This window comes from Pantoea leporis, assembly GCF_028048155.1.
GTDB classification, from domain to species: Bacteria; Pseudomonadota; Gammaproteobacteria; order Enterobacterales; family Enterobacteriaceae; genus Pantoea; species Pantoea leporis.
Genome location: NZ_JALMEU010000005.1, coordinates 280346 through 305332 on the forward strand (window position 1 = coordinate 280346; position 24987 = coordinate 305332).

General features: G+C 54.8%; 24 protein-coding genes. 9 read left to right on the plus strand and 15 right to left on the minus strand.

Annotated features, from left to right (window positions below; translation table 11 throughout):
• Positions 1–12: 12 nt before the first annotated feature.
• The 12 genes from atpH to ravA form a co-directional block, all read right to left on the minus strand.
• A complete protein-coding gene (gene atpH / locus MWH02_RS15685) occupies positions 13–546 on the minus strand; it encodes a F0F1 ATP synthase subunit delta (protein ID WP_101763911.1) in 534 nt (177 codons plus the stop codon).
• A 14-nt stretch (positions 547–560) separates the two neighbouring features.
• Positions 561–1031, minus strand: coding sequence for a F0F1 ATP synthase subunit B (gene atpF / locus MWH02_RS15690; RefSeq protein ID WP_007893603.1), 471 nt, complete (start codon positions 1029–1031; stop codon positions 561–563).
• Positions 1032–1138: 107 nt separating this feature from the next.
• The gene (gene atpE, locus MWH02_RS15695) at positions 1139–1378 is read right to left on the minus strand and encodes a F0F1 ATP synthase subunit C (RefSeq protein ID WP_003849523.1); all 240 of its coding nucleotides are present in this window, start codon (positions 1376–1378) and stop codon (positions 1139–1141) included.
• Positions 1379–1427: 49 nt separating this feature from the next.
• Positions 1428–2246, minus strand: coding sequence for a F0F1 ATP synthase subunit A (gene atpB, locus MWH02_RS15700; RefSeq protein ID WP_007893608.1), 819 nt, complete (start codon positions 2244–2246; stop codon positions 1428–1430).
• Between the two features lie 8 nt (positions 2247–2254).
• On the minus strand, positions 2255–2635 hold the full coding sequence (atpI, locus tag MWH02_RS15705; protein WP_064738312.1) for a F0F1 ATP synthase subunit I: 381 nt from the start codon (positions 2633–2635) through the stop codon (positions 2255–2257).
• A 713-nt stretch (positions 2636–3348) separates the two neighbouring features.
• A complete protein-coding gene (gene rsmG, locus MWH02_RS15710; RefSeq protein WP_271460982.1) occupies positions 3349–3966 on the minus strand; it encodes a 16S rRNA (guanine(527)-N(7))-methyltransferase RsmG in 618 nt (205 codons plus the stop codon).
• Between the two features lie 47 nt (positions 3967–4013).
• Entirely contained in the window at positions 4014–5903 is a 1890-nt protein-coding gene (gene mnmG / locus MWH02_RS15715) for a tRNA uridine-5-carboxymethylaminomethyl(34) synthesis enzyme MnmG (RefSeq protein WP_271460983.1), read from the minus strand.
• Positions 5904–6345: 442 nt separating this feature from the next.
• The gene (gene mioC / locus MWH02_RS15720; protein WP_064738315.1) at positions 6346–6786 is read right to left on the minus strand and encodes an FMN-binding protein MioC; all 441 of its coding nucleotides are present in this window, start codon (positions 6784–6786) and stop codon (positions 6346–6348) included.
• A 154-nt stretch (positions 6787–6940) separates the two neighbouring features.
• Positions 6941–7402: a transcriptional regulator AsnC gene (asnC, locus tag MWH02_RS15725; protein WP_008106733.1), complete on the minus strand. Its 462-nt coding sequence runs from the start codon at positions 7400–7402 to the stop codon at positions 6941–6943.
• Positions 7403–7508: 106 nt separating this feature from the next.
• Complete coding sequence (ovoA, locus tag MWH02_RS15730; RefSeq protein ID WP_271460984.1) at positions 7509–9635, minus strand: 5-histidylcysteine sulfoxide synthase; 2127 nt, start codon at positions 9633–9635, stop codon at positions 7509–7511.
• Positions 9636–9702: 67 nt separating this feature from the next.
• Positions 9703–11163, minus strand: coding sequence for an ATPase RavA stimulator ViaA (gene viaA / locus MWH02_RS15735; RefSeq protein ID WP_271460985.1), 1461 nt, complete (start codon positions 11161–11163; stop codon positions 9703–9705).
• On the minus strand, positions 11160–12656 hold the full coding sequence (gene ravA / locus MWH02_RS15740; protein ID WP_101763937.1) for an ATPase RavA: 1497 nt from the start codon (positions 12654–12656) through the stop codon (positions 11160–11162). The genes viaA and ravA overlap by 4 nt, the downstream gene beginning before the upstream one ends.
• 297 nt (positions 12657–12953) lie before the next feature.
• Between ravA and kup the strand changes: the two genes are divergently transcribed.
• Positions 12954–14822, plus strand: a complete 1869-nt coding sequence (gene kup, locus MWH02_RS15745) for a low affinity potassium transporter Kup (protein ID WP_101763918.1) — start codon at positions 12954–12956, stop codon at positions 14820–14822.
• A gap of 11 nt (positions 14823–14833) precedes the next feature.
• Here kup and qseC read toward each other — a convergent pair whose 3' ends face one another.
• Positions 14834–16165: a quorum sensing histidine kinase QseC gene (gene qseC / locus MWH02_RS15750; protein ID WP_101763919.1), complete on the minus strand. Its 1332-nt coding sequence runs from the start codon at positions 16163–16165 to the stop codon at positions 14834–14836.
• On the minus strand, positions 16162–16824 hold the full coding sequence (qseB, locus tag MWH02_RS15755; protein WP_101763920.1) for a quorum sensing response regulator transcription factor QseB: 663 nt from the start codon (positions 16822–16824) through the stop codon (positions 16162–16164). The genes qseC and qseB overlap by 4 nt, the downstream gene beginning before the upstream one ends.
• A gap of 180 nt (positions 16825–17004) precedes the next feature.
• On the opposite strand from qseB, the gene MWH02_RS15760 reads away from it, so the two are divergent.
• The 7 genes from MWH02_RS15760 (at position 17005) to rbsR (ending at position 23369) form a co-directional block, all read left to right on the plus strand.
• Positions 17005–17400 (plus strand): YgiW/YdeI family stress tolerance OB fold protein, encoded by a 396-nt coding sequence (locus tag MWH02_RS15760; protein ID WP_271460986.1) that lies wholly within the window; start codon positions 17005–17007, stop codon positions 17398–17400.
• A 172-nt stretch (positions 17401–17572) separates the two neighbouring features.
• Entirely contained in the window at positions 17573–17992 is a 420-nt protein-coding gene (gene rbsD, locus MWH02_RS15765; RefSeq protein ID WP_101763922.1) for a D-ribose pyranase, read from the plus strand.
• 7 nt (positions 17993–17999) lie between these two features.
• Positions 18000–19508 (plus strand): ribose ABC transporter ATP-binding protein RbsA, encoded by a 1509-nt coding sequence (rbsA, locus tag MWH02_RS15770; RefSeq protein ID WP_101763923.1) that lies wholly within the window; start codon positions 18000–18002, stop codon positions 19506–19508.
• The gene (rbsC, locus tag MWH02_RS15775; protein WP_008106756.1) at positions 19505–20476 is read left to right on the plus strand and encodes a ribose ABC transporter permease; all 972 of its coding nucleotides are present in this window, start codon (positions 19505–19507) and stop codon (positions 20474–20476) included. The genes rbsA and rbsC overlap by 4 nt, the downstream gene beginning before the upstream one ends.
• A gap of 26 nt (positions 20477–20502) precedes the next feature.
• Positions 20503–21378, plus strand: coding sequence for a ribose ABC transporter substrate-binding protein RbsB (gene rbsB / locus MWH02_RS15780; RefSeq protein WP_101763924.1), 876 nt, complete (start codon positions 20503–20505; stop codon positions 21376–21378).
• Between the two features lie 64 nt (positions 21379–21442).
• The gene (gene rbsK / locus MWH02_RS15785) at positions 21443–22372 is read left to right on the plus strand and encodes a ribokinase (RefSeq protein WP_192236788.1); all 930 of its coding nucleotides are present in this window, start codon (positions 21443–21445) and stop codon (positions 22370–22372) included.
• A gap of 13 nt (positions 22373–22385) precedes the next feature.
• Positions 22386–23369: a ribose operon transcriptional repressor RbsR gene (gene rbsR / locus MWH02_RS15790; protein ID WP_222213247.1), complete on the plus strand. Its 984-nt coding sequence runs from the start codon at positions 22386–22388 to the stop codon at positions 23367–23369.
• Here rbsR and mdtD read toward each other — a convergent pair.
• Positions 23366–24769: a multidrug transporter subunit MdtD gene (gene mdtD / locus MWH02_RS15795; RefSeq protein WP_271460987.1), complete on the minus strand. Its 1404-nt coding sequence runs from the start codon at positions 24767–24769 to the stop codon at positions 23366–23368. The genes rbsR and mdtD overlap by 4 nt on opposite strands.
• Between mdtD and MWH02_RS15800 the strand changes: the two genes are divergently transcribed.
• Positions 24708–24920, plus strand: coding sequence for a hypothetical protein (locus MWH02_RS15800; protein ID WP_167391204.1), 213 nt, complete (start codon positions 24708–24710; stop codon positions 24918–24920). The two genes, mdtD and MWH02_RS15800, sit on opposite strands and share 62 nt — an antisense overlap.
• The last annotated feature ends 67 nt before the right edge of the window (positions 24921–24987 follow it).

Consider the following 24987-nt stretch of genomic DNA (forward strand, 5'->3'; position numbering starts at 1 on the left):
GCTCCAGTCCCCTTAAGACTGCAAGACGTCTGCCAGACGATCAAGACGGCCGCGTACGCTGCCATCAATGACCAGGTCACCCGCACGGATAACCACACCTGCCATTACAGACTTATCAATTTTGCAATTCAGCTTAACTTTACGTGACAGACGTTTTTCCATCGCGACGCTGATTTTAGTCAGCTGACTGTCACTCAGCGTGCTGGCAGAAATCACATCAACTTCGGCTGTCGCTTCATAAGCGTCACGCAGTTGAATGTACTGAGCCAGTACGGCTGGAAGCGCTGTCAAACGTCCGTTTTCGGCCATTACCTTAATCAGGTTCTGGGCGTTTTCATCAAGTTGATCGCCACAAACTGCAATGAAAGAAGCAGACAAAGCTTCCGGTGCGAGCGCACCGGAAAGAAGATCTGCGATCTGTTCGTTGCGAGCCACTTCTGCGGCAAACGCCAGCATGGATTGCCAGCGATCGATGCTTTGATGCTCAACAGCAAAGTCAAAAGCTGCTTTGGCGTAGGGGCGAGCTACAGTAATCAGATCAGACATCAGCCCCTCCCTCCTTACAGTTCAGCGACCAGTTTATCAACGATGTCGCTGTTAGCAGCTTCATCCACGGAACGTTCGATGATTTTCTCGGCGCCAGCTAATGCCAGCAACGCGACTTGCTTACGCAGCTCTTCACGGGCACGCGAACGCTCGGCATCAATTTCTGCCTGCGCCTGCGCCACGATGCGGTTACGTTCAGTCTCAGCTTCGGTTTTCGCTTCGTCCAGAATCTGGGCACGGCGTTTGTTCGCCTGCTCGATAATGACCTGAGCGTCTTCTTTCGCTTTTTTCAGCTGGTCGGTCGCATTGGCCTGCGCGAGATCTAAATCTTTCTTCGCGCGCTCAGCAGAAGCAAGGCCTTCAGCAATTTCTTTCTGGCGCTTTTCGATGGCAGCCATAATCGGCGGCCATACGTACTTCATGCAGAACGCGACAAACAGAATGAACGCGATGGCCTGGCCGAGGATTGTTGCATTAATGTTCACAGCACAATGCCTCTTATTAAGTTAACTTGCTCTGCCGCTATCAGAGATAAACGGCAGAATCCGTCCCTCATCACACCAGGTGCCATGAGTGAACAAGGCTACCAGGTTTAAGCGACAGCAAACATCACGTAGAGACCCAGACCTACAGCGATCATCGGGATTGCATCCACCAGACCCATTACAACAAAGAACTGCGTACGCAGCAGAGGGATCAGATCCGGTTGACGCGCGGCGCCTTCCAGGAATTTACCTCCGAGGATGCCGATACCGATCGCAGCACCGATTGCCGCCAGGCCCATCATCACAGCGGCAGCCATGTACAGCAGATCCATATTCAGGTTTTCCATGACAGTCTCCAGTTTGTTTCAGTTAAAAGCTTAAGTGTTGAGATAAAAATCAATGTTCTTCAGATGCCATCGACAGATAGACGATCGTGAGGACCATGAAAATGAAAGCCTGCAGCGAAATGATCAGGATGTGGAAAATGGCCCAAGGCACATTCAACAACCACTGCGACCACCACGGCAGCAAGCCGGCAATCAGGATAAAGATCAACTCACCCGCATACATGTTGCCGAACAGTCGCAGACCCAGTGAAACAGGCTTAGACAGCAGGCTAACACCTTCAAGAATCAGGTTAATGGGGATGAAGATCGGGTGATTAAAAGGCTGCAGCGTCAACTCTTTGGTGAAGCCGCCAATGCCTTTCATTTTGATGCTGTAGAACAGAATCAAAATAAATACGCCCAGCGCCATAGACAGCGTGATGTTCACGTCTGCAGACGGCACGACGCGCAGCGCCGGCAGGCCTAAATAGTGCTCGCCGATAAACGGCAGCAAATCGATAGGCAGCAGATCCATGAAGTTCATCAGGAAGACCCAGACGAAAATCGTCAGAGCCAGCGGGGCGATAAGTTTGCTTTTACCGTGGTACATGTCGCGCACGTTGTTATCAACGAAGCCGACAACCAGTTCGATAGCCGCTTGTAATTTCCCTGGAACACCGCTGGTAGCGCTTTTCGCCACTTTGCGGAACAACACCAGGAAAATCAGTCCCAGCACCACAGAGAAAAACATGGAATCGATATTTAATACCCAGAACGTCGCGGGAGCGTCGTGCGGATTCACCAACTCGAAAGTACGCAGGTCCAACTGAAGGTTATTCAGGTGGTGACCTATGTATTCTTGCGGAGTAGAGATTTCTCCAGCAGCCATGATGCCTCTTACCCTTTGTTGTTAATTACAGCCGGAGCGACGATCTGCACCACCAGCACCGATAACCACGTGATTGCGAGTGGCCAGAAGACCGCTCCAAACACACCCAACGCCACCGCGAGGAAAATGACGGTTGTGAAAACCTTCAACACTTCACCGAGGGCGAAGCTCCAGGCAACACGTCCTTTCGCAGGCGTTTGATCCTGCAGGCGCCAGGCCAAAAACATAAACAACACGTTCGGCAGCCAGGCTGCCACGCCACCCGCGATGGCGGAGGCGCCCCAGGTAACCTCTTTCAGGGTAAAGAGCGCACCGATGATGACAAAGGTCACCAGCTGAATGATCAGCACGGCCCGGGCTAATTTCACACTGTAAAGAGACACTGACATGACGCTGAACTCTCCTGCCCCGAACGGGGTATGTCGCGTGTCGTATAAGACTGCCTTTACTCATTTGAGTCAAGCAGCAAAAGCCGTGCAAATTATACGGGCGCCACCTGCGATTTCAATCGGTAAGTAGCGAAAAGGTGAACAATTATTTAAATTTCTTTCTGAAGGGCTATTTTTCAAAACATCGTCTTCAGGCAATGTCTGACTTTAAGTCTGAAAATGCCCGACCGACTTGCTTTTAAAGCGTGCTTTAGATCACATAATAAACAAGGAATGCCTGACTGAATTTGTTTCAGACAAGATTTATAGAATTTCAAAATCGACTAAAACACTAATAAATCAGAGATTTAGATTTTTTATTTAACTGTCGCACTTCGATTTTCGAGAAAAACACTCTATTGACATCATGCGCTGCAATAAAAACGCAAAACTGATATTACGTACGCCAATTTATTGCAAAGTTATATTTTCACCAGTGATTATTTGGTTGGGTAAATACACCCAAAAAAGTGATCTCCGTGATAATGAAATGTGAATTATTCGTTAAATGTAACAGAGATTTTCGGATAATTTCCGCCGGGGATGTTAACTCGCGCACCCTGCCCTGCGAAATAAAAGCTTTTACCTAAAAGTGTTCAATCGCTGCTTTTTCGTTCAGGGCAATAACTAAGACAAACGGCATGAAGCAGCTTAAATCCATACCGTTTAAAAGCCTATTGGCGGGTAATCACCACCAGATGACGTTCACCATCCAGCTCGGGTACCTGCAGAGGTTGAATTTTTTCCACCGTAAAGCCAGCGGGTAATGCAGCAATCTCATCATCCGGACGCACACCTTTCAGGGCATAAAAGCGACCTTCAGGACCCGGCAGATGATGACACCAGGTCAGCATATCCTCGAGTGAAGCAAATGCACGACTGATAACACCGTCGAATGGCGGCTCAGACGGATACTCTTCAACGCGGCTCTGCACCGGCGTAACATTAGTAAGTGCTAACTCATGTTGTACCTGACGCAGGAATCGCACGCGTTTGCCGAGGCTATCCAGCAAGGTGAAATGCGATTGCGGGCGCACAATGGCCAGCGGAATGCCTGGCAAGCCCGGACCGGTGCCGACATCAATAAAGCGTTCGCCCTGCAAATGTGGCTCAACCACCACGCTGTCGAGAATATGGCGTACCAGCATCTGCTGCGGGTCGCGCACTGATGTCAGGTTATAGGCCTTATTCCACTTATGCAGCAACTCAACATAGCCAACCAACTGCTGTTTTTGTTGATCGGTAAGGGAAATGTTTGCCGCTTTTAGCAGCGAGGAGAGTTTGTTGATCACAACGAGAATTCCATTAACGGGGGCGAGTTGCCTCGCCCCAAAGTCGATCAGGCGCTTTTACGCAGCAAGCCCTGTTTTTTCAGGTAAATCAGCAGAATTGAGATGGCCGCAGGCGTGATGCCCGAAATACGAGAAGCCTGGCCGATGGAAGTCGGTTTGTGATCGTTGAGTTTGGCGATCACTTCATTCGACAAGCCATTTACCTGACGATAGTCGAGCTCGACAGGCAACAAGGTGTTTTCATTGCGCAGCTGGCGATCGATCTCTTCCTGCTGACGCGCAATGTACCCTTCATATTTCACCTGAATCTCCACCTGCTCAGCAGCTTGCTCATCTGACAGTGCCGGACCGTAGCTGGCGAGTGACGTCAGCAGCGGATAGGTCATCTCTGGACGACGCAGCAGATCTTCACCGCTGGCTTCTTTGGTGAGAGGCGCACTGATCACCGCGTTCACTTCCGCCACGTTATCCGATTTTGGATGCACCCACAGATCGCGCAGGCGTTGACGCTCCTGCTCAATCGCCTCCAGTTTCTGGTTGTAGCGCGCCCAGCGGGCATCATCAACCAGACCGAGCTCGCGACCGGCTTCGGTCAAACGTAGATCGGCGTTGTCTTCGCGCAGCATCAGGCGGTATTCCGCGCGTGATGTAAACATGCGGTACGGCTCTTTCGTGCCCAACGTGCACAAATCATCAACCAGCACACCAAGGTAAGCCTGATCGCGACGTGGCGCCCAGCCCTCTTTGTCGGCGGAAGCGCGTGCTGCGTTGAGGCCGGCCAGCAAACCTTGCGCTGCCGCTTCTTCGTAGCCAGTGGTGCCGTTGATCTGGCCGGCAAAGAACAGACCGTGGATAAATTTGCTTTCCAGCGTCGGTTTGAGATCGCGTGGATCGAAGAAATCATACTCGATGGCGTAACCCGGACGGATGATCTTCGCGTTTTCCAGTCCTTTCATCGAACGTACAATCTGCATCTGTACGTCAAACGGCAGGCTGGTGGAGATACCATTCGGGTAGATCTCGTTGCTGGTCAGGCCTTCCGGCTCCAGGAAGATCTGGTGCGCATTACGATCGGCAAAACGCATCACTTTGTCTTCGATCGATGGGCAATAACGTGGACCAATACCTTCGATGATCCCGGCATACATCGGGCTGCGATCGAGGTTATTGCGGATCACGTCATGCGTCTGTTCGTTGGTGTAAGTGATCCAGCATGGCACTTGTTGTGGATGCTGTGAAACCTTGCCCATGAACGAGAACACCGGCATCGGATTATCACCGTGCTGCGGTGTCAGCACCGAAAAATCAATCGAGCGTGCGTCGATACGTGGCGGCGTACCGGTTTTCAGACGGTTTACTCGCAGCGGCAGTGCACGCAGGCGTTTTGCCAATGGGATTGATGGCGGATCGCCTGCACGGCCACCGCTGTAGTTATCCAGGCCGATGTGGATTTTGCCATCGAGGAAGGTCCCGACGGTCAGCACCACGTTTTTGGCGCGGAACTTCAGGCCCATTTGCGTCACAGCACCGACGACACGATCGTTTTCCACAATCAGATCGTCAACCGCCTGCTGGAAGATCATCAGGTTTGGCTGGTTCTCTAATGCGGTGCGTACCGCCTGGCGATACAGTACACGGTCAGCCTGAGCGCGAGTGGCGCGAACGGCGGGGCCTTTACTCGCGTTTAGTATCCTAAACTGGATACCTGCCTGGTCAATTGCCGTGGCCATCAAACCGCCTAAGGCATCCACTTCCTTCACCAGATGTCCTTTCCCGATGCCACCGATCGCCGGGTTACAGGACATTTGTCCAAGCGTATCAATGTTATGGGTGAGTAACAGGGTTTGCTGACCCATTCGGGCTGCGGCCATCGCGGCCTCTGTGCCCGCATGACCACCACCGATTACGATGACGTCAAAAGGATCTGGATAAAACATGAAGTGGGTCCTCGTTAGTGTTTCGGACAGGGATCGTTGCCCTGGGCGGTGGATTCTACTGAAATAATGTCGGCGGCGAAAGTCGCGGGATCCCGAGGTTTAAAAGAAAGGATCTTAAGTCTTTTATATGATCTTTCTGTTAGATCTACTATTAGGATCGCATCCGGCTGTTGATAACCCCAAAAAGTTCATGCTAAACAGCAAATTAGCGAGGATCATTAGCTGTGAATGATCGGTGATCCTGATCCGTATAAGCTGGGATCAAAATGGCTACTTATGCACAGCCTAAAAAAGAAACAGGCGTTGTTCTTTGGATAACTACTGGTTATACGCATGAAACAGGCCATGTTATCCACAGTCGATCGCGGGTTTAAGGTAAAAAAACAGCGCAATCAACTGGGGATCATTCTATTTTCCCGATCCCCAGCCACTAAAGATCGTTTTAAATCTGCGTTTTCCATGTGGCGACCCACACTTCGGCCGCGTCTTCCGGGATCTCATGCTCCAGCACGTCGATCTCCAGTCGATCGCCAATGCGTTTGGCGCCCAGTTGGTTCAATTGCTCTTCCAGCAGCTTGATCGCGCCGCAGAAAAGATCGTATTCATGATTACCAATGCCGACTGCGCCATAACGTAAACCAGAGAGGTCCGGTTTTGTTTCCTGCAGTGCTTCATATAAAGGAAGCAAATTATCAGGCAGTTCACCGGCACCGTGCGTGGAGGTAACGATCAGCCAAATCCCTTCCGGTTGCAGCTCATCCAGCTCTGGGCCATGCAGCACCTCGGTTGAGAAGCCCGCTTCCTGCAGTTTTTCTTCCAGATGTTCAGCAACATATTCGGCGCTGCCAAGGGTACTTCCACTGATTAACGTAATATCGGCCATGATGCTCTCCCGCACTAAAGGCGAGCATTGTACGCTGTGATCAAGCCGTGATCCACCTGTGGAAAACAGGGTTAATAGTAGAAAGCATCAGGCGGCAAGTCGCGCCATACGCGCGATCTGCTGGGGATAAGTTTGTGCACAGATTAGAGAGGGATCACGGCTTAATGGTGCGCATGATCGGGTTTTGCAGGGAGATCAGGGTTTCGGTGGACTGAATTTCGTCGATGGTCTGGATCTTATTGATCAACACCTGTTGCAAGGCATCGATTGATCGGCACATCACTTTGATAAAGATGCTGTAGTGGCCGGTGGTGTACCAGGCTTCCACCACTTCATCCAGCGCGTCGAGTTTGCTCAGAGCCGCCGGATAATCGCGCGCGCTTTTAAGGATAATGCCGATAAAGCAGCACACGTCGAAGCCGAGCTGACGCGGATCGATCTCCACGCGCGTGCCCAAAATAATACCCGCCTGACGCATCTTCTCCACCCGCACATGAATGGTGCCGGGGCTGACGTTGAACTGCTTGGCGAGCTCGGCATAGGCGGTACGCGCATTCTGTAGCAGCGCATTCAGAATGCCGCGATCCAGGTTATCCAGCTGAAGGTGTTCCGCCATTGTCCATCCTCGTTGAGTTCTTCTTCTATGAATAGAGGAGAATGTGCAGCAAATTAGCGGTGCAGGCAAGGTGCAGACAACAGCCATGCCGTTGTCTGCCTGCTTTTTAGCGCTTACGCCAGAAGGTCACTTGCGCCTGCGTGTGCTGGAATTTGCGCGCCGTTTCGCGGATCACAAAGGGTACATCCTGCGGCGGTGCCACTTCGTCAAAGGCATCACGTAACAGACGCTGCAGCGCCTGATAGGTTGTCAGGGCTTCACCATTTTCGCGAACACCGCCCAGCCAGTTCTCTTTCGGCGTGAAATCTTCCAGCCAGGTATACGGCGATGACAGCACCAGCAAACCACCGGCGCGGATCATCGGAGTGACATCCTGCAGGAAACGTTTTGGCTGACGCAGACGATCGATCAGGTTAGAGGCCAGCACCAGATCGTAACGGTCCGGCTGCGGCTTCAGGTTACAGGCATCGCCCTGCACAAACTGAATACGCTGCGCTTGCTCAGCTTCCAGACCAAACTCTTTCAGCCGCACCTGACGATACTCCACCAGATCGCCCTCTTCGGGCACCACATAGCGGAAATCCTCACCGGAGGTCAGCTGCAGCGCAACATCAATAAAGCGCGCCGAGTAATCCATGCCCGTTACTGCCTCGAAGTGTCGCGCCAGTTCAAAGCTGGCCCGCCCGGTGGCACAGCCGATATCCAGCGCCTGACCCCGCGCAGTACAGTGCGGCAGCAGTTTTTCCACCAGCGCAGCCGCGTAGTTGGGTACGTTGTAGTAGCTCGGTCCGTACTGGAAATCGAGATACTGCGACACCATGCTGTCGGTTTCATAAGGATTGAGCGTCATGCTCTCTTCATGGGAAGAAACGACATAGCGGAAACCGGCGTGCTGGAAGAAGTGACGACGGAAAGCGTAGCGCGCAGATTTCAGCGCTTCGTTGCCGGTGGAAATCCAGCTGCCACCTTTGATTAGCGCATGTTTGCCATCAAAGGTGGGTGTGGAGAAATCGTCGTAGAGCGGATGTACCTTAAAGCCTTCGAAACCGTTGGTTGGCGTCGTGGTCCACTGCCAGACGTTGCCGACGATGTCGTAAAACTCACCTTGTGCGAAGCGATCGACCGGGCTGGAGGAAGCCCAGTATGCCAGATTGATATTGCCCGGCGCTTCAGTCCAGTCCGGCTGATCGCCGCCAACTTGCTCACGCAGCTGCGCCCATTCGGCTTCGCAGGGAAGCTGAACAGATTTACCGGTCTCTTCCGCCAGCCAGCGACAGAACGCGGCGGCTTCCAGTTGATTCACTTCCGCCGGCCAATCCCACGGCATCGCCACCTCTTCGGCCAGCACGCGCAGTTTTAGCTGATCGGGCAGCTTTTCGTCACCGACCCAGAATGTCGGCATCTGCGCACCGGAAAATTCACGCCAGCCCCAACCTTCGTCATCCCACCAGCGGCGATCGTTATAACCGTCCGCCGCAATAAAACGATAAAACTCAGCATTGCTGACCAGCATTTTGCTGGCCTTAAACGGCTTCAGTTCGGTTTGCTGGCTACCGTATTCGTTATCCCAGCCATAAGTGTCGTCGGTTTTGCCCTGCTGCACACGGCCGCCGGGCATCGCGATCAGAGAATTTTCCGGTACCGATTGACGATCGTGACGCGCCTGCGGGCAAACTGGCCAGTGCGGCTGTGGCTTAACCCATTCAATCGGCAACTGGCGCATCAGCACGCTGGAGGTTTCCAGATGAATACGTTCGTGTTCGATGCCCATCAAAATCACCCACGCCGGGCTGTCCCAGTCGATCGGCAGTTCCAGCGGCATGGTGCGAATAAACTCACTCACCAGGCTTTTCACTTTGCCACGATAGTCGCGCACTTCTGCGATGGTCGGCCAGTCGTAATGGCTGTCGTTGAGATCGTCCCAACTCATCTCATCCACGCCGATCGCCATCATCGCCTCAATACGATCGTCAACGCGTTGATCGAGGTAGCGGCCCGCCATCAGCTTATTAATGTAGAAGGTTGCGGTGTGGCCAAAATAGAAGATCAGCGGATGGCGCAGCGAAATGGCTTTGTTAAACCAGGCGCGCTCGTCCGCCAGGCAATCAAACAGGCTTTCATACAGTTCCCAGGTTTGGGTGAAGTACGCCAGCAGCTCGGCCCGTTTTTGTTCGGAGTGTTGGCCGGAAAGTTTCAGCGTACGGGTCGGTGCGGGAAGTTGGGCGGTCGTCACAAGGTGCTCCAGTTTGCTAAATGCTCGAACTTATCAATATAGCAAATTAGCATTTCCGCCAGATGAATTAGCGCTGCCAGCGGCGCAGCAGACGGCTTTTCAGGCCGGTATCGAAGCGCCAGATGTGATCGAAGATGCGCAGAATGCCGGGTTTGCCATGCAGCGACATTGCTACCGCGTGGAAGCGCTGTTGATGTTGGCGCTGACGCTGCTTAATGGTGCTGACGATGTCGTCCGGCAAACGCTGGGCAATAAAATCCGAAACGATCACCGCATCCGCTTCCTGCCACGCGCTGCCTTCCATGTGTTTCACCACCGCCGCAAGGCAGGCAGCGAGATCGGTACCGCCGCGAAAACGCTGGCTGAGGAAACGGATCGCCTGCTCAATGCCGTTATCAGCGGTGAGTTCATAACCGATCACTTCATGAGCGAACAGCATGATATAGCAGCGGCGCTTATCCGCCAGCGCCACTTTCAGCAGCGCCAGGCAAAAGGCTTTGGCGCAGCGTTCATTGAAACCGCCCATCGATCCGGACGTATCAACGCAGACGATAAACGGGCCGCGCGGTTGCTCCTCATGCTGCTGGTGGCTGACCGGACTCATGGTGACTTTTTCGTGCCACGCATCGCCCTGCAGACGATAAGTCAGCAAGCGTTTCTCGACTAAACGCCGATAAAACTCCAGCTCTAACTCGCTTATGCTCAATGCCGCCAGCTCAGGTGGCAATAGACGCAGCACATCATCGCTTTGATGAATGCCGCTGACTTCTTCCGGTACGTTATCCGGTTCGCGCACCAGCTGGTGAAACGCTTCCAGCGGCGCATCCTGCGACGGCACCGATTTGGCCTCGCGGCTGCGACCCAGCTGCTGTGCCAGCTTCATCAATTCCGGCTGCTGGGCGAGGAAATCGCCGTACTGCACGATCAGTTCATAATCGCCGTGCTGCAGCGGCGCTTTGCTTAAATCCCACAGGCGTCCGGCGGCAGCTTCATCGTCATCGGTCAGGATCGGCGCCAGCTGACCGCTGATCGCCATGCGCTGCTGCAGCTCGGCCATCAAGCGTTCGCGCTGCTCTTCCAGAAGGGTTTCATTCAGCGTCAGCGTTTGCAGCGTCAGGCTGAGGCGCCAGCGTTGCAGGAACAAGGTGTGTTGCGCGTTGCTGAGCTGGTCGCTTTCAGCATTCAGCAGCAGTTTGCTGGCTTCTTCGATGAACGGCGACGGCAGGCTTTTCAGCTGCGTCATAATGTTGGGTAACTGCTGGGTGAAATGTTGCGTGCTGAGTAGCTGCATCTGTTGAAACAGCTGAAATTCCTGCGCCAGCGCTTCTGGCACCGGCGTGACTTTGATCTGCTCGGCGATCTCCGATCGCCAGCGCGGCAGATCGCGCATCATGGCTTGTTTCAGGCGGGGAAATTTCTCAAAGAACAGCGCCAGTTGCGGCGAGGCGAGCAGCGCGATAATCAGCTCTTCGATTAACTCGGTTTCGCCAATCGACAACAGCGCACTCAGCGTCTCCAGTGAGATCATTTTCTCGCCTGTTTCAGCTGTTCCGCGACATCCTGCAGGCTGGTTTCGATGCGTGCCAGCCAGTCATCGCTAATGAACAGACAGCGCTGATGCTGGCTGAACAGCGTGCGCTGCGCGCGCAGCTGGGTTTCCAGCGCGTCATATTCATCAGCGATCTCCTGCGGCATCTCGCTGCTGCTGCTGGCGCCCGGCAGCGTCAGACGCGTGGATTGCAGGCTGACATCGCGCAGCGTCAAACAGTGATGGGTATCCACCAGCATATCCAGCGTCTGACCAAAGCCGATGCCGTTCAGCTTGCCACGGATTTCACCGCCCTTCAGCAGCCACTGATCCAACGCTTCGCGGCCAATCAGAATGTGCGTCACCTGCATGTCGTGCAGCATCAACGGTTGTTGCAGCATTAGCGTCAGTTGATCATCGGTGATGGCGGCGGGTAATTCGTAGTGCGGTTTGCGGCTGAACATGCCGCTGTGTTTCTCCAGCGTCAGCGCTTGCGCCACGCTTTGCTGCTGTTGCAGCGCCAGCCGGCGGCTTTTGATCTGCTGCAGCTTGTGTAGCAGCGCCTGTTGCTGCCACGCGTGTTGCGACATTAGCGTATCGATTTCGCGATCCAGCATTTTCATCGACGCCACGTCATGCCACAGGCAATCTTTCAGCAGCACTAAGTCGATGGGCGCGATGGCCACGCGGCCGCTGTAAAAGGCGCTAGCCTGCAACAGGTGAATGGCTTTCTTCCAGCGACGATCGGAAATGTACGGCGCGTCCGGCAGCGTTTCTAACTGCTGACGAAGCTGATAAATCAGTTCAAACACATGATCCGGCAAACTGACCTGGCTGATGCCTTTCTGCCACTGCTCATACTCTTCGTCGCTGATGCGCAACGATTCCGCCACTGGATTGTCGTTTTCATCCTGCTGGTGGGTGAGCATGCTGCGGAAGTTCTGCTTCTCATGCACGTTATCCAGCCACAGGCGAATCAACATGCGGTCATACAGCGCTTCGAGGCCACTATCGGCTTCCGGCAATTCGTTGGAAGCGGTAACCAGCAGGCGCATTGGGATTTTTTCTTCGCTGTCGCCATTGCGGAAGCGGCGTTCGTTGATGGCGGTCAGCAAGGTATTAAGAATCGCCGGGCCGGCTTTCCAGATTTCGTCGAGGAAGACAATTTCGGCATCCGGCAAATAACCTTTGGTCAGACGCTGATAACGCCCTTCATCTTTCAATGCCTGAATCGACAGCGGGCCAAACACCTCTTCGGGGGTGGAAAAACGGGTCATCAGGTATTCAAATGCGCGGGCGTGCTGGAAGGCATATTTCAATCGGCGGGCAATCAGACTCTTGGCGATGCCCGGCGGCCCGAGCAGAAACACACTTTCGCCACTTAAGGCAGCCAGCAAACAGAGGCGGATCGCATGATGGCGTTCATACAGCCCTTTTTCCAGAGCGTTGCTCAGGCGAGAAATTCTTTCTGCCAAAAGATGGGGTTGAGCCATAATCACATCATTATCCTTTTGATACTGGTGCCGTCATAGTCTGGCGAGCGCAATACTCTACTGATTATCATGCGCGATTGCGTTGATAGCCGTCAGCTTTTTTGTTTCAGAAGGTTGATGCGAGAAAACTCGCCGCTTCCAACGGTTTTTTGGCGCTATTTTCGGCGAAAAACCGCGTCACCGACGCGATGGTGACACTTTGTAAGAGTAGGTTTTTTTGGGAATATGTGCATACTGTGCGCTTTTTGATGGCTTGAGCGGAAGGCAAGCGCCTCCGGCTCCAACAAAAGACAACTTATGAGCTCGGATAAGAAACAGTCCCTTGGGGCAGTCACGCTGGCGGCAATTGGCGTGGTGTATGGCGATATCGGTACCAGCCCACTCTATACATTGCGTGAATGCCTCTCTGGTCAGTTTGGATTTGGCGTGGAGCGCGAAGCGGTTTTTGGCTTCCTGTCGCTGATTTTCTGGCTGCTGATTCTGGTGGTGTCGCTGAAGTACATCAGCTACGTGATGCGTGCAGATAACGCCGGTGAAGGCGGGATTTTAACGCTGATGTCGCTGGCCGGACGAAATACCGGCGCCAGAGCCACCGCGATACTGGTGATCATGGGCCTGATCGGCGGCAGCTTCTTCTACGGGGAAGTGGTGATCACGCCGGCGGTGTCGGTGCTATCGGCGATAGAAGGTCTGGAAATTGCCGCGCCGAGCCTCGATACCTACATCGTGCCGTTGGCGATTGCGGTGCTGACCTTGCTGTTTGTCATCCAGAAGCACGGCACCGGCATTGTCGGTAAGCTGTTCGCGCCGGTGATGCTGCTGTGGTTTATCATCCTCGCCGTATTGGGTGCGCGTAGCATCATTAATAATCCTGACGTGCTGCACGCCATGAATCCTTACTGGGCGCTGCACTTCTTTATTCAATACAAAAGTGTCTCTTTCTTCGCGCTGGGCGCGGTGGTGCTGGCGATTACCGGCGTGGAAGCGCTGTATGCCGATATGGGCCACTTCGGTAAATTTCCGATTCGTCTCGCCTGGTTTATCGTGGTGCTGCCTTCACTGGTGCTCAACTACTTTGGTCAGGGCGCGCTGCTGCTCAAACATCCTGAAGCGATCAAAAACCCGTTCTTCCTGCTTGCGCCGGATTGGATGCTGATCCCGATGTTGATTCTCGCCACCTTAGCCACAGTGATCGCCTCGCAAGCGGTGATTTCCGGCGTGTTCTCATTAACGCGTCAGGCAGTGCGTCTCGGCTATTTGCCGCCGATGCGCATTGTGCACACCTCAGAAGAGGAGTCCGGGCAGATCTATATTCCGGTGATTAACTGGCTGCTCTACTTCTCGGTGGTGATTGTGATTGTCGGCTTCGAGCACTCCAGCAATCTGGCGGCGGCTTATGGCATCGCGGTCACCGGCACCATGGTGCTGACCGCCATTCTCTGTTCTACCGTGGCGATTCAAAACTGGCACTGGAACCGCTATCTGGTGGTGCTGATTCTGATTGCCATGCTGATCATCGACGTGTCGCTGTTCTCCGCCAACCTGATCAAGGTGTTCTCCGGCGGTTGGCTGCCGCTGACGCTGGCGCTGATGATGTTCATCATCATGACTACCTGGAAAAGCGAGCGTTTCCGTCTGCTGCGTCGTATGCATGAGCACGGCAATTCACTGGAAGCGATGATTGCGTCGCTGGAGAAATCGCCGCCGGTACGCGTGCCGGGCACCGCGGTGTATATGTCGCGTGCGCTGAATGTGATTCCGTTTGCCATGCTGCATAACCTCAAGCACAACAAAGTGTTGCACGAGCGCGTAGTGCTGCTGACGCTGCGTACGGAAGATGCGCCTTACGTGCACAACGTCCGTCGTGTGACCATCGAACAGTTGTCGCCGACTTTCTGGCGCGTGGTGGCGAGTTACGGCTGGCGCGAAACGCCAAACGTCGAAGAGATTTTCCACCGCTGCGGTCTTGAAGGCCTGAACTGCCGCATGATGGAAACCTCCTTCTTTATGTCGCATGAATCGCTGATTATCGGCGATCGTCCGTGGTATCTGCGCCTGCGCGGCAAGCTGTTCCTCGCGCTGCAACGTAATGCACTGCGCGCGCCCGATCAGTTTGAAATCCCACCGAACCGCGTGATCGAGCTGGGAACCCAGGTCGAGATTTAACGCTGTGCGCGTCACCAACTTAAGGTGACGCGCAATCCTCCGCTGGCGCGCTGGCTGAACTGCAAGCGAACGCCGTGCAGCTGGGCAATATTTTTCACGATGGAAAGCCCTAATCCGCTGCCGGTTTGCGCCTGTCCTGGCGGTCGCCAGAAGCGTTCACCCAACCTTATCAACTGCTCATCGCTGACGCCTGGCCCGTTATCATCAACGGTAATGGCGCGGGCATTGAGCTGCACATCAACAGTGCTGCCCGACGGCGAATAGCGCAGCGCGTTATCCAGTAGATTGCGCACCATCAACCCCAGTAACAGCGGATGACCGTTCATCACCGGTTCGGCATGGCTGGTGAATTGCAAAGCGGTGTTTTGTTGTTCTGCCTGCGGGAAGTGCTCCGCCAGCAGGTTTTGCAGCAGCGGCGCCAGCGCCACCGGTTGAAACTCGCTGCGCAGATCGTCGGCTTCCACGCGTGACAGCGTTAAGAGCTGATCCACCAGACGCGTGGCGCGCACGATGCCGCTATCCAGTTGCTGAATGGCGCGTTTGCGCATCGCCTCATCATCATCAGCCAGCTGAATCACTTCACTCTGCACGCGCAGCGCCGCCAGCGGGCTGCGCAGTTCATGGGCGGCATCGGAGGTAAAACGACGTTCGCGCTGCACCAGATGCGCCATACGACTGAACAAGCCGTTTAGCGCCACCACCAGCGGCTTCACCTCTTTAGGCAAGCGCGTGTCCGGCAATGGCGTGGCATCATCCGGCGCACGCTGATGCAGGGAAAGCGTGAGGCGTTTCAACGGGCGCAGCTCGAACCACACCAGCGCCAGCAGCAGCAGCAACATAAAGGGCATGGCAATCAGCCACGGCAGCAGGCTGCTGAGCGCCAGATCGCGCGTCATATCTTCGCGGTATTCCCATTCTTGCCCGACCACCACGCGATAGCGCTTATCCTCGGAGGTGAGCCACACCAGGCGCCAGCTATCTTTATCGCCGCGAAGTCGTCCATCAACAAAGCCATCGCGCTGATGATCGAATTGCAGGTCGCGACCGTTTTCGCCGTCGTTCAACAGTGGCTGGCCTGCCGCGCTGAAAATGGCAAATGCCAGCGCATCATCATCCTGATCGCCGCGGTGATGGCGCAGGATCGCTTTGGTTTTCGGCAACGTCACGTCCTGCAGCGAGGTGGGATCAAGCGCTATCAGCCGTTTGGCGAACAGCATCTGCTGAGTATCAAACAGCTCGTTTACCGTATCGCGGGTTTGATGCCAGGCGCTGAGGCCGGCCAAGCCGCCGCACACTATAATCAGCAGCACAAAGCCGATGGCGAGGCGCAGAAACAGACTCATTCCGCCGCTCCCAGCGTATAACCGACGCCGTGTACGGTACGAATAAACTGGCTGCCGAGTTTCTTGCGCAGATGATGAATGTGCACTTCCACCGCATTGCTGGAGACATCTTCATCCCAGCTGTAGAGCTTCTCCTCCAGCTGACTGCGCGTCAGCACGCGGCCAGGATTACGCAGAAACAGTTCCAGCAGCGCCAGTTCGCGGCTCTTCAGGCTGACGGCTTCGCCATCGCACAGCACGCTGTGGCTGCCGGGCGCCATTACCACGTTGCCGTGTTTCAGTTCCGGCTGCAGTTGCCCGTGACGGCGACGGATTAGCGCCTGCAAGCGTGCCGCCACTTCTGTTAACGCAAACGGCTTACACAGGTAATCGTCGGCGCCGAGTTGTAATCCCTGGACGCGCTGATCGAGCGCATCGCGCGCGGTGAGGATCAGCACCGGCACATCGTGTCCTTGCTGGCGCCACTGACGCAGGATATCCAGACCATCGCGTTCGGGCAGCGACAGATCCAGCACCACTGCGTCCCAGGGCGCGGCGGTCAACGCCTGAAATCCGGCTTCGCCGGAGACAAACCAATCCACGCTGAAACCGAGTTTGGTCAACCCGACTTTCAAACCGTCGCCAATCAGCGTGTCATCTTCAATCAGTAAAATGCGCATCAACTCTCCTTTTGTTAAGCGGAGTTATACGAAGCACAATTGCTCTTGTACAGCGAAAATCCCGTCAAATAGACTATTTTTCATGAATGTTAGCCAAACGGATTCTCTTAAGATCCTGTTAAGAACCTTATGGTGAAATAGCTCCCGTAAACCGACACATTCATGGAAAAGAGGTGAATTATGAAAAAGTCTGCAGCTCTGTTAGCGATTGTCGCCCTGGCCGCCACGCCGGTTCTTGCCGCTCAGCAAGGTGGCTTTGTTGATCCCAATGCGCCATCCGCGCAGGTGAAGTCCGGCGGGTTCAAAGCCGATAACACCAGCGTTGTCACGGTGAAACAGGCCGAAGAGATGAAAGACGATAGCTGGATTACCGTGCGCGGTACGCTTGAGAAGCAAATCGGTGATGAGGATTATCAGTTCCGTGATGCCACCGGCACCATGAAGGTTGAAATCGATCATAAACGCTGGAACGGTTTGAGCATCACGCCGAAGGATCAGGTAGAACTGACCGGCGAACTGGATAAAGATTTCAACTCCATCGAACTGGACGTGAAACAGGTACGTAAACTGCCGTAATCCCATCTTCGGGGCCGCAGCAGCGGCTCCAAAATCCCACCAAACTCAAATTCTCTCTGGCACAAGCGAAACGTTTCGATGGCGATCACATTTCCGCGATGCCGCCATTGAGTTGCCGTGCGCATTTTATACACTCCCGATCAGCGAAACGTTTCGCTGTGGAGTGGAATAAATGAAAAAAGGTCGCTTGTTAAACGCTGAAGTCTCACATGTGATTGCTCGCCTGGGGCACACCGATACGCTGACGATTGCAGATGCAGGCTTGCCGATTCCGGCCGGTCCACAGCGCATCGATCTGGCGTTAACGCCGGGTACGCCCGAATTTCTACAGGTAGTTGACGTTGTCACGCAGGAGATGCAGGTCGAAAGCGCCCTGATGGCGGAGGAGATTAAGCAGCACAATCCGCAGCTCCACAGCGCACTGCTCGCCGTGCTCGAAGCCTTGCAACAGCACCAGGGGAATGTCATCACCATCCGTTACACCAGCCATGAACAATTCAAACAACATACGCAGCGTAGTCAGGCGGTCATTCGCAGCGGAGAGTGTTCTCCGTATGCGAATGTCATCCTGAGCGCCGGCGTGACCTTCTGAGGCCGCTATGCAACCGTTATTGCAACTCAAAGGAATTGAAAAGTCGTTTCCTGGCGTGAAGGCGTTGAATGGCGCATCGCTGGCCGTTTATCCGGGACGCGTGATGGCGCTGGTGGGTGAAAACGGCGCGGGCAAATCCACCATGATGAAAGTGCTGACCGGCATTTACAGCATGGATGCCGGTTCCCTGCAGTGGCTGGGTAAGGATGTGGCGTTCTCCGGTCCAAAGGCGTCGCAGGAAGCAGGCATTGGCATTATCCATCAGGAACTGAACCTGATTCCGCAGCTGACTGTTGCCGAGAATATCTTCCTTGGCCGCGAATGTGTTAACCGCTTTGGTCGCATCGAATGGAAAAAGATGTATGCCGAAGCGGATGCGCTATTAAAGCGCCTCAATCTGCGTTTCGACAGCCACAAGCTGGTGGGCGATTTGTCGATTGGCGATCAGCAGATGGTCGAGATCGCCAAAGTGCTCAGCTTCGAGTCGAAAGTCATCATTATGGATGAACCGACTGATGCGCTGACAGATACCGAAACGCTGTCGCTGTTCCGCGTCATCAATGAACTGAAAGCGCAGGGCTGCGGCATCGTCTATATCTCGCACCGCATGAAAGAGATCTTCGAGATTTGCGATGACGTCACTGTGTTCCGCGATGGGCAGTTTATTGCCGAACGCGCGGTGTGCGATCTCAGCGAAGAGAGCCTGATCGAGATGATGGTCGGCCGCAAGCTGGAAGATCAATATCCGCGTATCGATCAACAGCCGGGCGAGATCCGCTTAAAAGTGGAAAATCTCAGCGGTCCGGGCGTTGATAACGTCAGCTTTACGCTGCGCAAAGGGGAAATCCTTGGCGTGTCGGGTCTGATGGGCGCAGGACGTACTGAACTGATGAAAGTGCTGTACGGCGCGCTGCCGCGCAGCAAAGGCAAAGTGACGCTGAACGGCCGCGAGATCGTGACCCGCTCTCCGCAGGATGGCCTCGCCAGCGGCATTGTGTATATCTCGGAAGATCGCAAGCGCGATGGTCTGGTGCTCGGCATGTCGGTGAAAGAGAACATGTCGTTGACCGCGCTGCGCTATTTCAGCACTGGCGCGGGCAACCTGCGCCACAGCGACGAGCAGCTGGCGGTGGGCGATTTTATCCGCCTGTTCAACGTTAAAACCCCGTCAATGGAGCAGCCGATTGGTCTGCTGTCTGGCGGTAATCAGCAAAAAGTGGCGATTGCGCGTGGCCTGATGACGCGCCCTGATGTGCTGATTCTTGATGAGCCGACACGCGGCGTCGATGTCGGGGCAAAAAAAGAAATTTATCAGTTAATAAACCAGTTTAAAGCCGAAGGGCTGAGCATCATTTTGGTGTCGTCGGAAATGCCGGAAGTGCTGGGCATGAGCGATCGCATCGTGGTGATGCATGAAGGCCATCTGAGTGGCGAATTTTCCCGTGAGCAAGCTACCCAGGAATCCCTGATGGCGGCGGCAGTCGGTAAGCAACACAGCGAGGAGTTAGTAGTATGAGCACCCAAACCTTACCCGCCAGCCGTCGTTGGTTCAGCAAAGCCTGGCTGCTGGAGCAGAAATCACTGATTGCATTGATCGTGCTGATTGCCGTGGTTGCCAGCCAGAGTCCGAACTTCTTCACGCTGGCCAACATGTTCAACATTCTGCAGCAGACATCCGTCAACGCCATCATGGCGGTCGGCATGACGCTGGTGATTCTGACCTCGGGCATTGATCTATCGGTGGGATCGCTGTTGGCGCTGACCGGCGCGGTGGCGGCATCGATTGTCGGATTAGAGGTGAATGCGCTGGTGGCCGTTGCGGCTTCGCTGGCGCTGGGGGCGGCGATTGGCGGTATTACCGGCGTGATTGTAGCGCGCGGCAAGGTGCAGGCTTTCATCGCCACGCTGGTGATGATGTTGCTGCTGCGCGGCGTCACCATGGTTTACACCAACGGCAGCCCGATCAATACCGGTTTTAACGATAACGCCGATCTGTTCGGCTGGTTCGGTATCGGTCGCCCGTTGGGCATTCCAACGCCGGTGTGGCTGATGGTCGCGGTGTTCGGGCTGGCGTGGTACATGCTGCATCACACGCGCCTTGGTCGTTACATCTATGCGCTGGGTGGCAACGAAGCGGCCACGCGTTTGTCGGGCATCAACGTTAATCGCGTTAAAATCATCGTCTATTCGCTGTGCGGCCTGCTGGCGGCATTGGCGGGCACCATCGAAGTGGCGCGTCTCTCTTCCGCACAACCTACAGCGGGCACCGGTTATGAACTGGATGCGATTGCTGCGGTGGTGCTGGGCGGTACCAGCCTGGCGGGCGGTAAAGGTCGCATCATGGGCACGCTGATTGGTGCGTTGATCCTCGGTTTCCTGAATAACGGCCTGAATCTGATGGGCGTATCGTCTTACTACCAAATGATTGTTAAAGCCGTCGTCATTCTGCTAGCGGTGCTGGTGGATAACAAAAGCAGTAAATAACTCTGACCTTCACACAGGATTTAAAAATGAAAAAGTTAACTGCATTGGCCGTCATTCTTGGCGCCACCCTCAGTGCTGGCGCGATGGCTAAGGACACCATTGCTCTGGTGGTATCTACGCTGAATAATCCGTTCTTTGTGTCACTGAAAGATGGCGCACAGAAAGAAGCTGACCAACTGGGTTATAACCTCGTGGTGCTGGATTCGCAGAACAACCCGGCGAAAGAGCTGGCGAACGTGCAGGATCTGACGGTGCGCGGCACCAAACTGCTGCTGATCAACCCAACTGATTCTGATGCGGTGGGTAACGCCGTGAAGATGGCGAACCAGGCGAATATTCCGGTGATCACGCTGGACCGCGTAGCAGCACAAGGCAACGTGGTGAGCCACGTGGCTTCTGACAACCGCTTCGGCGGCAAAATGGCCGGTGACTTCATCGCCAAAAAACTGGGCGATGGCGCGAAAATTATTGAGCTGCAAGGCATTGCCGGTACTTCTGCGGCGCGCGAGCGTGGCGAGGGCTTCAAACAGGCAGCCGATGCCCATAAATTCAATATCCTGGCGAGCCAGCCTGCTGACTTCGACCGTACTAAAGGTCTGAACGTCATGCAGAACCTGCTGCAGGGACATCCGGATGTGCAGGCCGTCTTCGCTCAGAACGATGAAATGGCTTTGGGCGCGCTGCGTGCGCTGCAAACCGCGGGTAAAACCGACGTGCTGGTGGTGGGTTTTGACGGCACCGCTGACGGTGTGAAAGCCGTAGAATCGGGTAAACTGACCGCGACTGTGGCGCAGATGCCAGACAAGATTGGTGTGATTGGCGTGCAGACTGCCGATAAAGTATTGAAAGGTGAGAAGGTGCAGGCGGTTAATCCGGTTGACCTGAAGTTGGTGACCAAATAATAAGTAAAGAAAAGCAGGGCAACGCGCCACCGTCCTGGTGGCGCATCTTTCTGGATGAATCCCAATGACCACAAGCGCAAAACTGGCCGTTCTCGGCAGCATCAATGCCGATCACATCCTTAACCTCGCCCATTTTCCACGTCCGGGCGAAACGGTGATCGGGAAACAGTATCAAATTGCTTTTGGCGGCAAAGGGGCCAATCAGGCTGTGGCTGCGGGCCGTGCCGGTGCAGACATTGCTTTTATTGCCTGTGTAGGCGCTGATGATATTGGCGAGCGTATTCGTCAGCAGTTGCAGCAAGACCGCATTGATACCGCACCGGTTGAAACTGTCGCAGATGAATCGACCGGTGTAGCGATGATCTTCGTGAATGGCGAAGGCGAAAATAATATCGGCATCTATTCCGGTGCCAATGCCGCGCTGACGCCGGCTCGCGTTGCGCAGCATCAGCAGGTGATTGCCGATGCTGATGCGTTGCTGATGCAGCTGGAATCTCCGCTGGAAAGCGTTCTGGCCGCCGCGAAGATTGCTCGCGCGCAGCAGACGCAAGTGATCCTGAATCCCGCACCGGCCACGGCGCTCTCTGATGAGCTGCTCGCGCTTATCGACATCATCACGCCAAATGAAACCGAAGCTGAAATTCTCACCGGCATTGCGGTAAAGAGCGATGAAGATGCCGCGCGTGCTGCTGCGGCATTGCATGCGAAAGGTATTGCTACCGTGTTGATCACGCTGGGCCGTCGCGGTGTGTGGCTGAGTGAGCAAGGCAACGGCGTGCGCATTCCGGGCTTCAGCGTGCAGGCCATCGATACTATCGCGGCGGGCGATACCTTCAACGGGGCATTTATTACCGCACGTCTGGAAGGTGTGGCGATGCATGATGCTGTACGTTTCGCCCATGCCGCCGCTGCGATTGCAGTGACGCGTCCGGGCGCGCAGCCCTCAGTGCCGTGGCGCACTGAGATTGACGCCTTCCTGCAACAACAGGGCTAAGCGCTTGGCTACCATGAAAGATGTCGCCCGCCTGGCGGGCGTCTCTACCTCCACCGTTTCACACGTCATCAATAACAATCGCTTTGTCAGCGAGCAGGTGCGTGAAAAGGTGGAACAGGCAATTCGTGAGCTGAACTATGCGCCGTCCGCGCTGGCACGTAGCCTGAAGATCAAACAAACCCGCACCATCGGCATGCTGCTGACCGCCAGCAGTAACCCGTTCTATTCCGAAGTGGTGCGCGGCGTAGAAAACAGCTGCTACGAACGCGGCTACAGCCTGATTCTGTGTAATACCGAAGGCGATGAAGAGCGTATGAATCGCAGCCTCGAAACGCTGATGCAAAAGCGCGTCGATGGTTTACTGATGATGTGCACCGAAACCCATCTGCCGTCGGCGGAGATCCTCAACCGCTATCCCTCGGTACCGATGGTGATGATGGACTGGGCGCCATTTGAAGGACGCGGCGACATTATTCAGGACAACGCGCTGCTCGGCGGCGAACTGGCCACCCAGCATCTGATTGATCGTGGCTACACGCGCATTGCCTGTATTGCCGGGCCGCAGGATAAAACGCCCGCGCGTTTGCGTCTTGAAGGTTTTCATAAAGCGATGGCCAACAGCGGATTATCGGTGCCGCCGGGTTATGTGGTTGATGGCGATTTCGAGTTTCAGGGCGGCTTCAATGCCATGAATCAACTGCTGACGCTGGATACGCTGCCAGAAGCGATATTTACCAGCAACGATGCGATGGCGGTTGGCGTCTATCACGCCTTGTTTCAGGCCGGATTGCGCGTGCCGCAGGATATTGCGGTGATGGGCTATGACAACATTGAGCTGGCGCGTTACCTGACTCCGCCGCTTAGTACCATCCATCAGCCGAAAGATGAGTTAGGTGAACTGGCGATTGATACCTTGATTCATCGTATGAGCGATCCCGACGCCAGTCAGCAAACGCTGGTGCTGACGCCGGAGCTGGTGGAGCGCGGTTCGGTCTAAGTCGCTTTCTTCTTTTTCTCGCGGTTGGCGATCAGATTACGCCCATCGCTCGGACGTAACATCATAAAGGTAAAGGCAGACAACACCGTGACAACGCCCATCGTCAGGAAGGTGGCGTGGAATTGCGCGACGGTTGTGGCCTCGACATCCTGATAGAAACGCAGCACTGCGGCACTCACCGCCACGCCAAAGCTGATCGACAGCTGCTGCGTTACCGCCAGCACACTGTTCCCGCCGCTGGCGTTCTCATCATTTAAATCTGCCAGCGTGATGGTGTTCATCGCGGTGAACTGCGTTGACATCGCCATCCCCAGAATCAACAGTGCCGCCAGCAACATCACCACGCTGCCACCCGGCGATTGCAGTGAGAAGGTGGCGATCAATATGCCAATAATAATGGTGATACCTACCAGCGTATGGCGATAACCAAAGCGGCGTAGCACTTGCGTCACCGTGGATTTCGCCAGCAGCGCGCCAATCGCCGTTGGACCCATCATGCAACCGGCAATCAGTGCGGGATAACCAAAGCCCACCTGCAGCATCAGCGGCATCAGGAACGGAATGCAGCCGGTACCCAGGCGCGAAGCTATGTTGCCAATGATGCCGACCGAGAAGGTGCGGGTTTTAAACATTGGCAGATTAATCAGCGGTGCCGGATGGCGACGCGCGTGCACTATATAGAGAAGAAGTAATGCAATGCCGCCAAACAGCACCAACAACGCTTGCCACGGCAACACCACGCGCTCGCCAAACAACTCGATACCGACCGAGATCAGCACCAGACCCAAACCAAACAGCAGGAAGCCTGAAAAGTCGAAGCGGCGTTTTGGGGTAGTGAAGTCCGGCATATATTTGCGTGCGTAGAAGATGCCGGCGATACCGATGGGAATGTTGAGGAGGAATATCCAGTGCCAGCTGGCGTAGGTCACTAACAATCCGCCCAGCATTGGGCCCAGAATCGGACCCACTAAACCCGGCATGGTGACGAAGTTCAGCACGGGCAGCAGTTCACTGCGTGGATAAGCGCGTAACAGCGCCAGGCGCGCGACGGGCATCATCATCGCACCGCCAATCCCTTGTACCACGCGCGAGACCACCAGCATGCTCAGCGAGCTGGATAAGGCGCAGGCTAGCGAACCCAGCGTAAATAGCGATACCGCAAGAATGAAGATTTTGCGTGTGCCGTAGCGATCGGCTAACCAGCCACTCACCGGAATCAGCATCGCTACCGTTAGCGTGTAACTGATGATGGCGGATTGCATGGCAAGAGGGGAACGTTCAAGGCTGGTGGCGATAGCAGGGAGCGCAGTATTCAGGATGGTGGCATCAAGTGCTTGCATGAAAAACGCCATGGCGGCGATCCAGGGCAAGCCGGCCATGCTGCGCGCGGAGCGAATCATTGAAAGTCCTTCTCGAATAATTGTCAGCCTGCGACAAAGAAATTACGTTTGGTTAAAGAGAATAGCATTGGTGTTTAAGGTGATGGCGCTGATTTATGCCGATGAAGCGGCGATTTTGACTGATTCTTCGCCGGGAAATGTCCGTTTTTAACGCGTTCGTTTAAAAAAGAGGCGCTCAGTCATTTTTTTGCAATTAACCCTTGTCAGCTCCGAATAAC

Excerpts from the sequence above, each read along its gene's own strand:
- atpH (WP_101763911.1), bottom strand. The coding sequence starts at position 546 with ATGTCTGATCTGATTACTGTAGCTCGCCCCTACGCCAAAGCAGCTTTT.
- atpE (WP_003849523.1), bottom strand. The coding sequence starts at position 1,378 with ATGGAAAACCTGAATATGGATCTGCTGTACATGGCTGCCGCTGTGATG.
- atpB (WP_007893608.1), bottom strand. The coding sequence starts at position 2,246 with ATGGCTGCTGGAGAAATCTCTACTCCGCAAGAATACATAGGTCACCAC.
- atpI (WP_064738312.1), bottom strand. The coding sequence starts at position 2,635 with ATGTCAGTGTCTCTTTACAGTGTGAAATTAGCCCGGGCCGTGCTGATC.
- mnmG (WP_271460983.1), bottom strand. The coding sequence starts at position 5,903 with ATGTTTTATCCAGATCCTTTTGACGTCATCGTAATCGGTGGTGGTCAT.
- mioC (WP_064738315.1), bottom strand. The coding sequence starts at position 6,786 with ATGGCCGATATTACGTTAATCAGTGGAAGTACCCTTGGCAGCGCCGAA.
- asnC (WP_008106733.1), bottom strand. The coding sequence starts at position 7,402 with ATGGCGGAACACCTTCAGCTGGATAACCTGGATCGCGGCATTCTGAAT.
- viaA (WP_271460985.1), bottom strand. The coding sequence starts at position 11,163 with ATGATCTCACTGGAGACGCTGAGTGCGCTGTTGTCGATTGGCGAAACC.
- ravA (WP_101763937.1), bottom strand. The coding sequence starts at position 12,656 with ATGGCTCAACCCCATCTTTTGGCAGAAAGAATTTCTCGCCTGAGCAAC.
- kup (WP_101763918.1), top strand. The coding sequence starts at position 12,954 with ATGAGCTCGGATAAGAAACAGTCCCTTGGGGCAGTCACGCTGGCGGCA.
- qseC (WP_101763919.1), bottom strand. The coding sequence starts at position 16,165 with ATGAGTCTGTTTCTGCGCCTCGCCATCGGCTTTGTGCTGCTGATTATA.
- qseB (WP_101763920.1), bottom strand. The coding sequence starts at position 16,824 with ATGCGCATTTTACTGATTGAAGATGACACGCTGATTGGCGACGGTTTG.
- MWH02_RS15760 (WP_271460986.1), top strand. The coding sequence starts at position 17,005 with ATGAAAAAGTCTGCAGCTCTGTTAGCGATTGTCGCCCTGGCCGCCACG.
- rbsD (WP_101763922.1), top strand. The coding sequence starts at position 17,573 with ATGAAAAAAGGTCGCTTGTTAAACGCTGAAGTCTCACATGTGATTGCT.
- rbsA (WP_101763923.1), top strand. The coding sequence starts at position 18,000 with ATGCAACCGTTATTGCAACTCAAAGGAATTGAAAAGTCGTTTCCTGGC.
- rbsC (WP_008106756.1), top strand. The coding sequence starts at position 19,505 with ATGAGCACCCAAACCTTACCCGCCAGCCGTCGTTGGTTCAGCAAAGCC.
- rbsB (WP_101763924.1), top strand. The coding sequence starts at position 20,503 with ATGAAAAAGTTAACTGCATTGGCCGTCATTCTTGGCGCCACCCTCAGT.
- rbsK (WP_192236788.1), top strand. The coding sequence starts at position 21,443 with ATGACCACAAGCGCAAAACTGGCCGTTCTCGGCAGCATCAATGCCGAT.
- rbsR (WP_222213247.1), top strand. The coding sequence starts at position 22,386 with ATGAAAGATGTCGCCCGCCTGGCGGGCGTCTCTACCTCCACCGTTTCA.
- MWH02_RS15800 (WP_167391204.1), top strand. The coding sequence starts at position 24,708 with ATGAAAAACGCCATGGCGGCGATCCAGGGCAAGCCGGCCATGCTGCGC.
- mdtD (WP_271460987.1), bottom strand. The coding sequence starts at position 24,769 with ATGATTCGCTCCGCGCGCAGCATGGCCGGCTTGCCCTGGATCGCCGCC.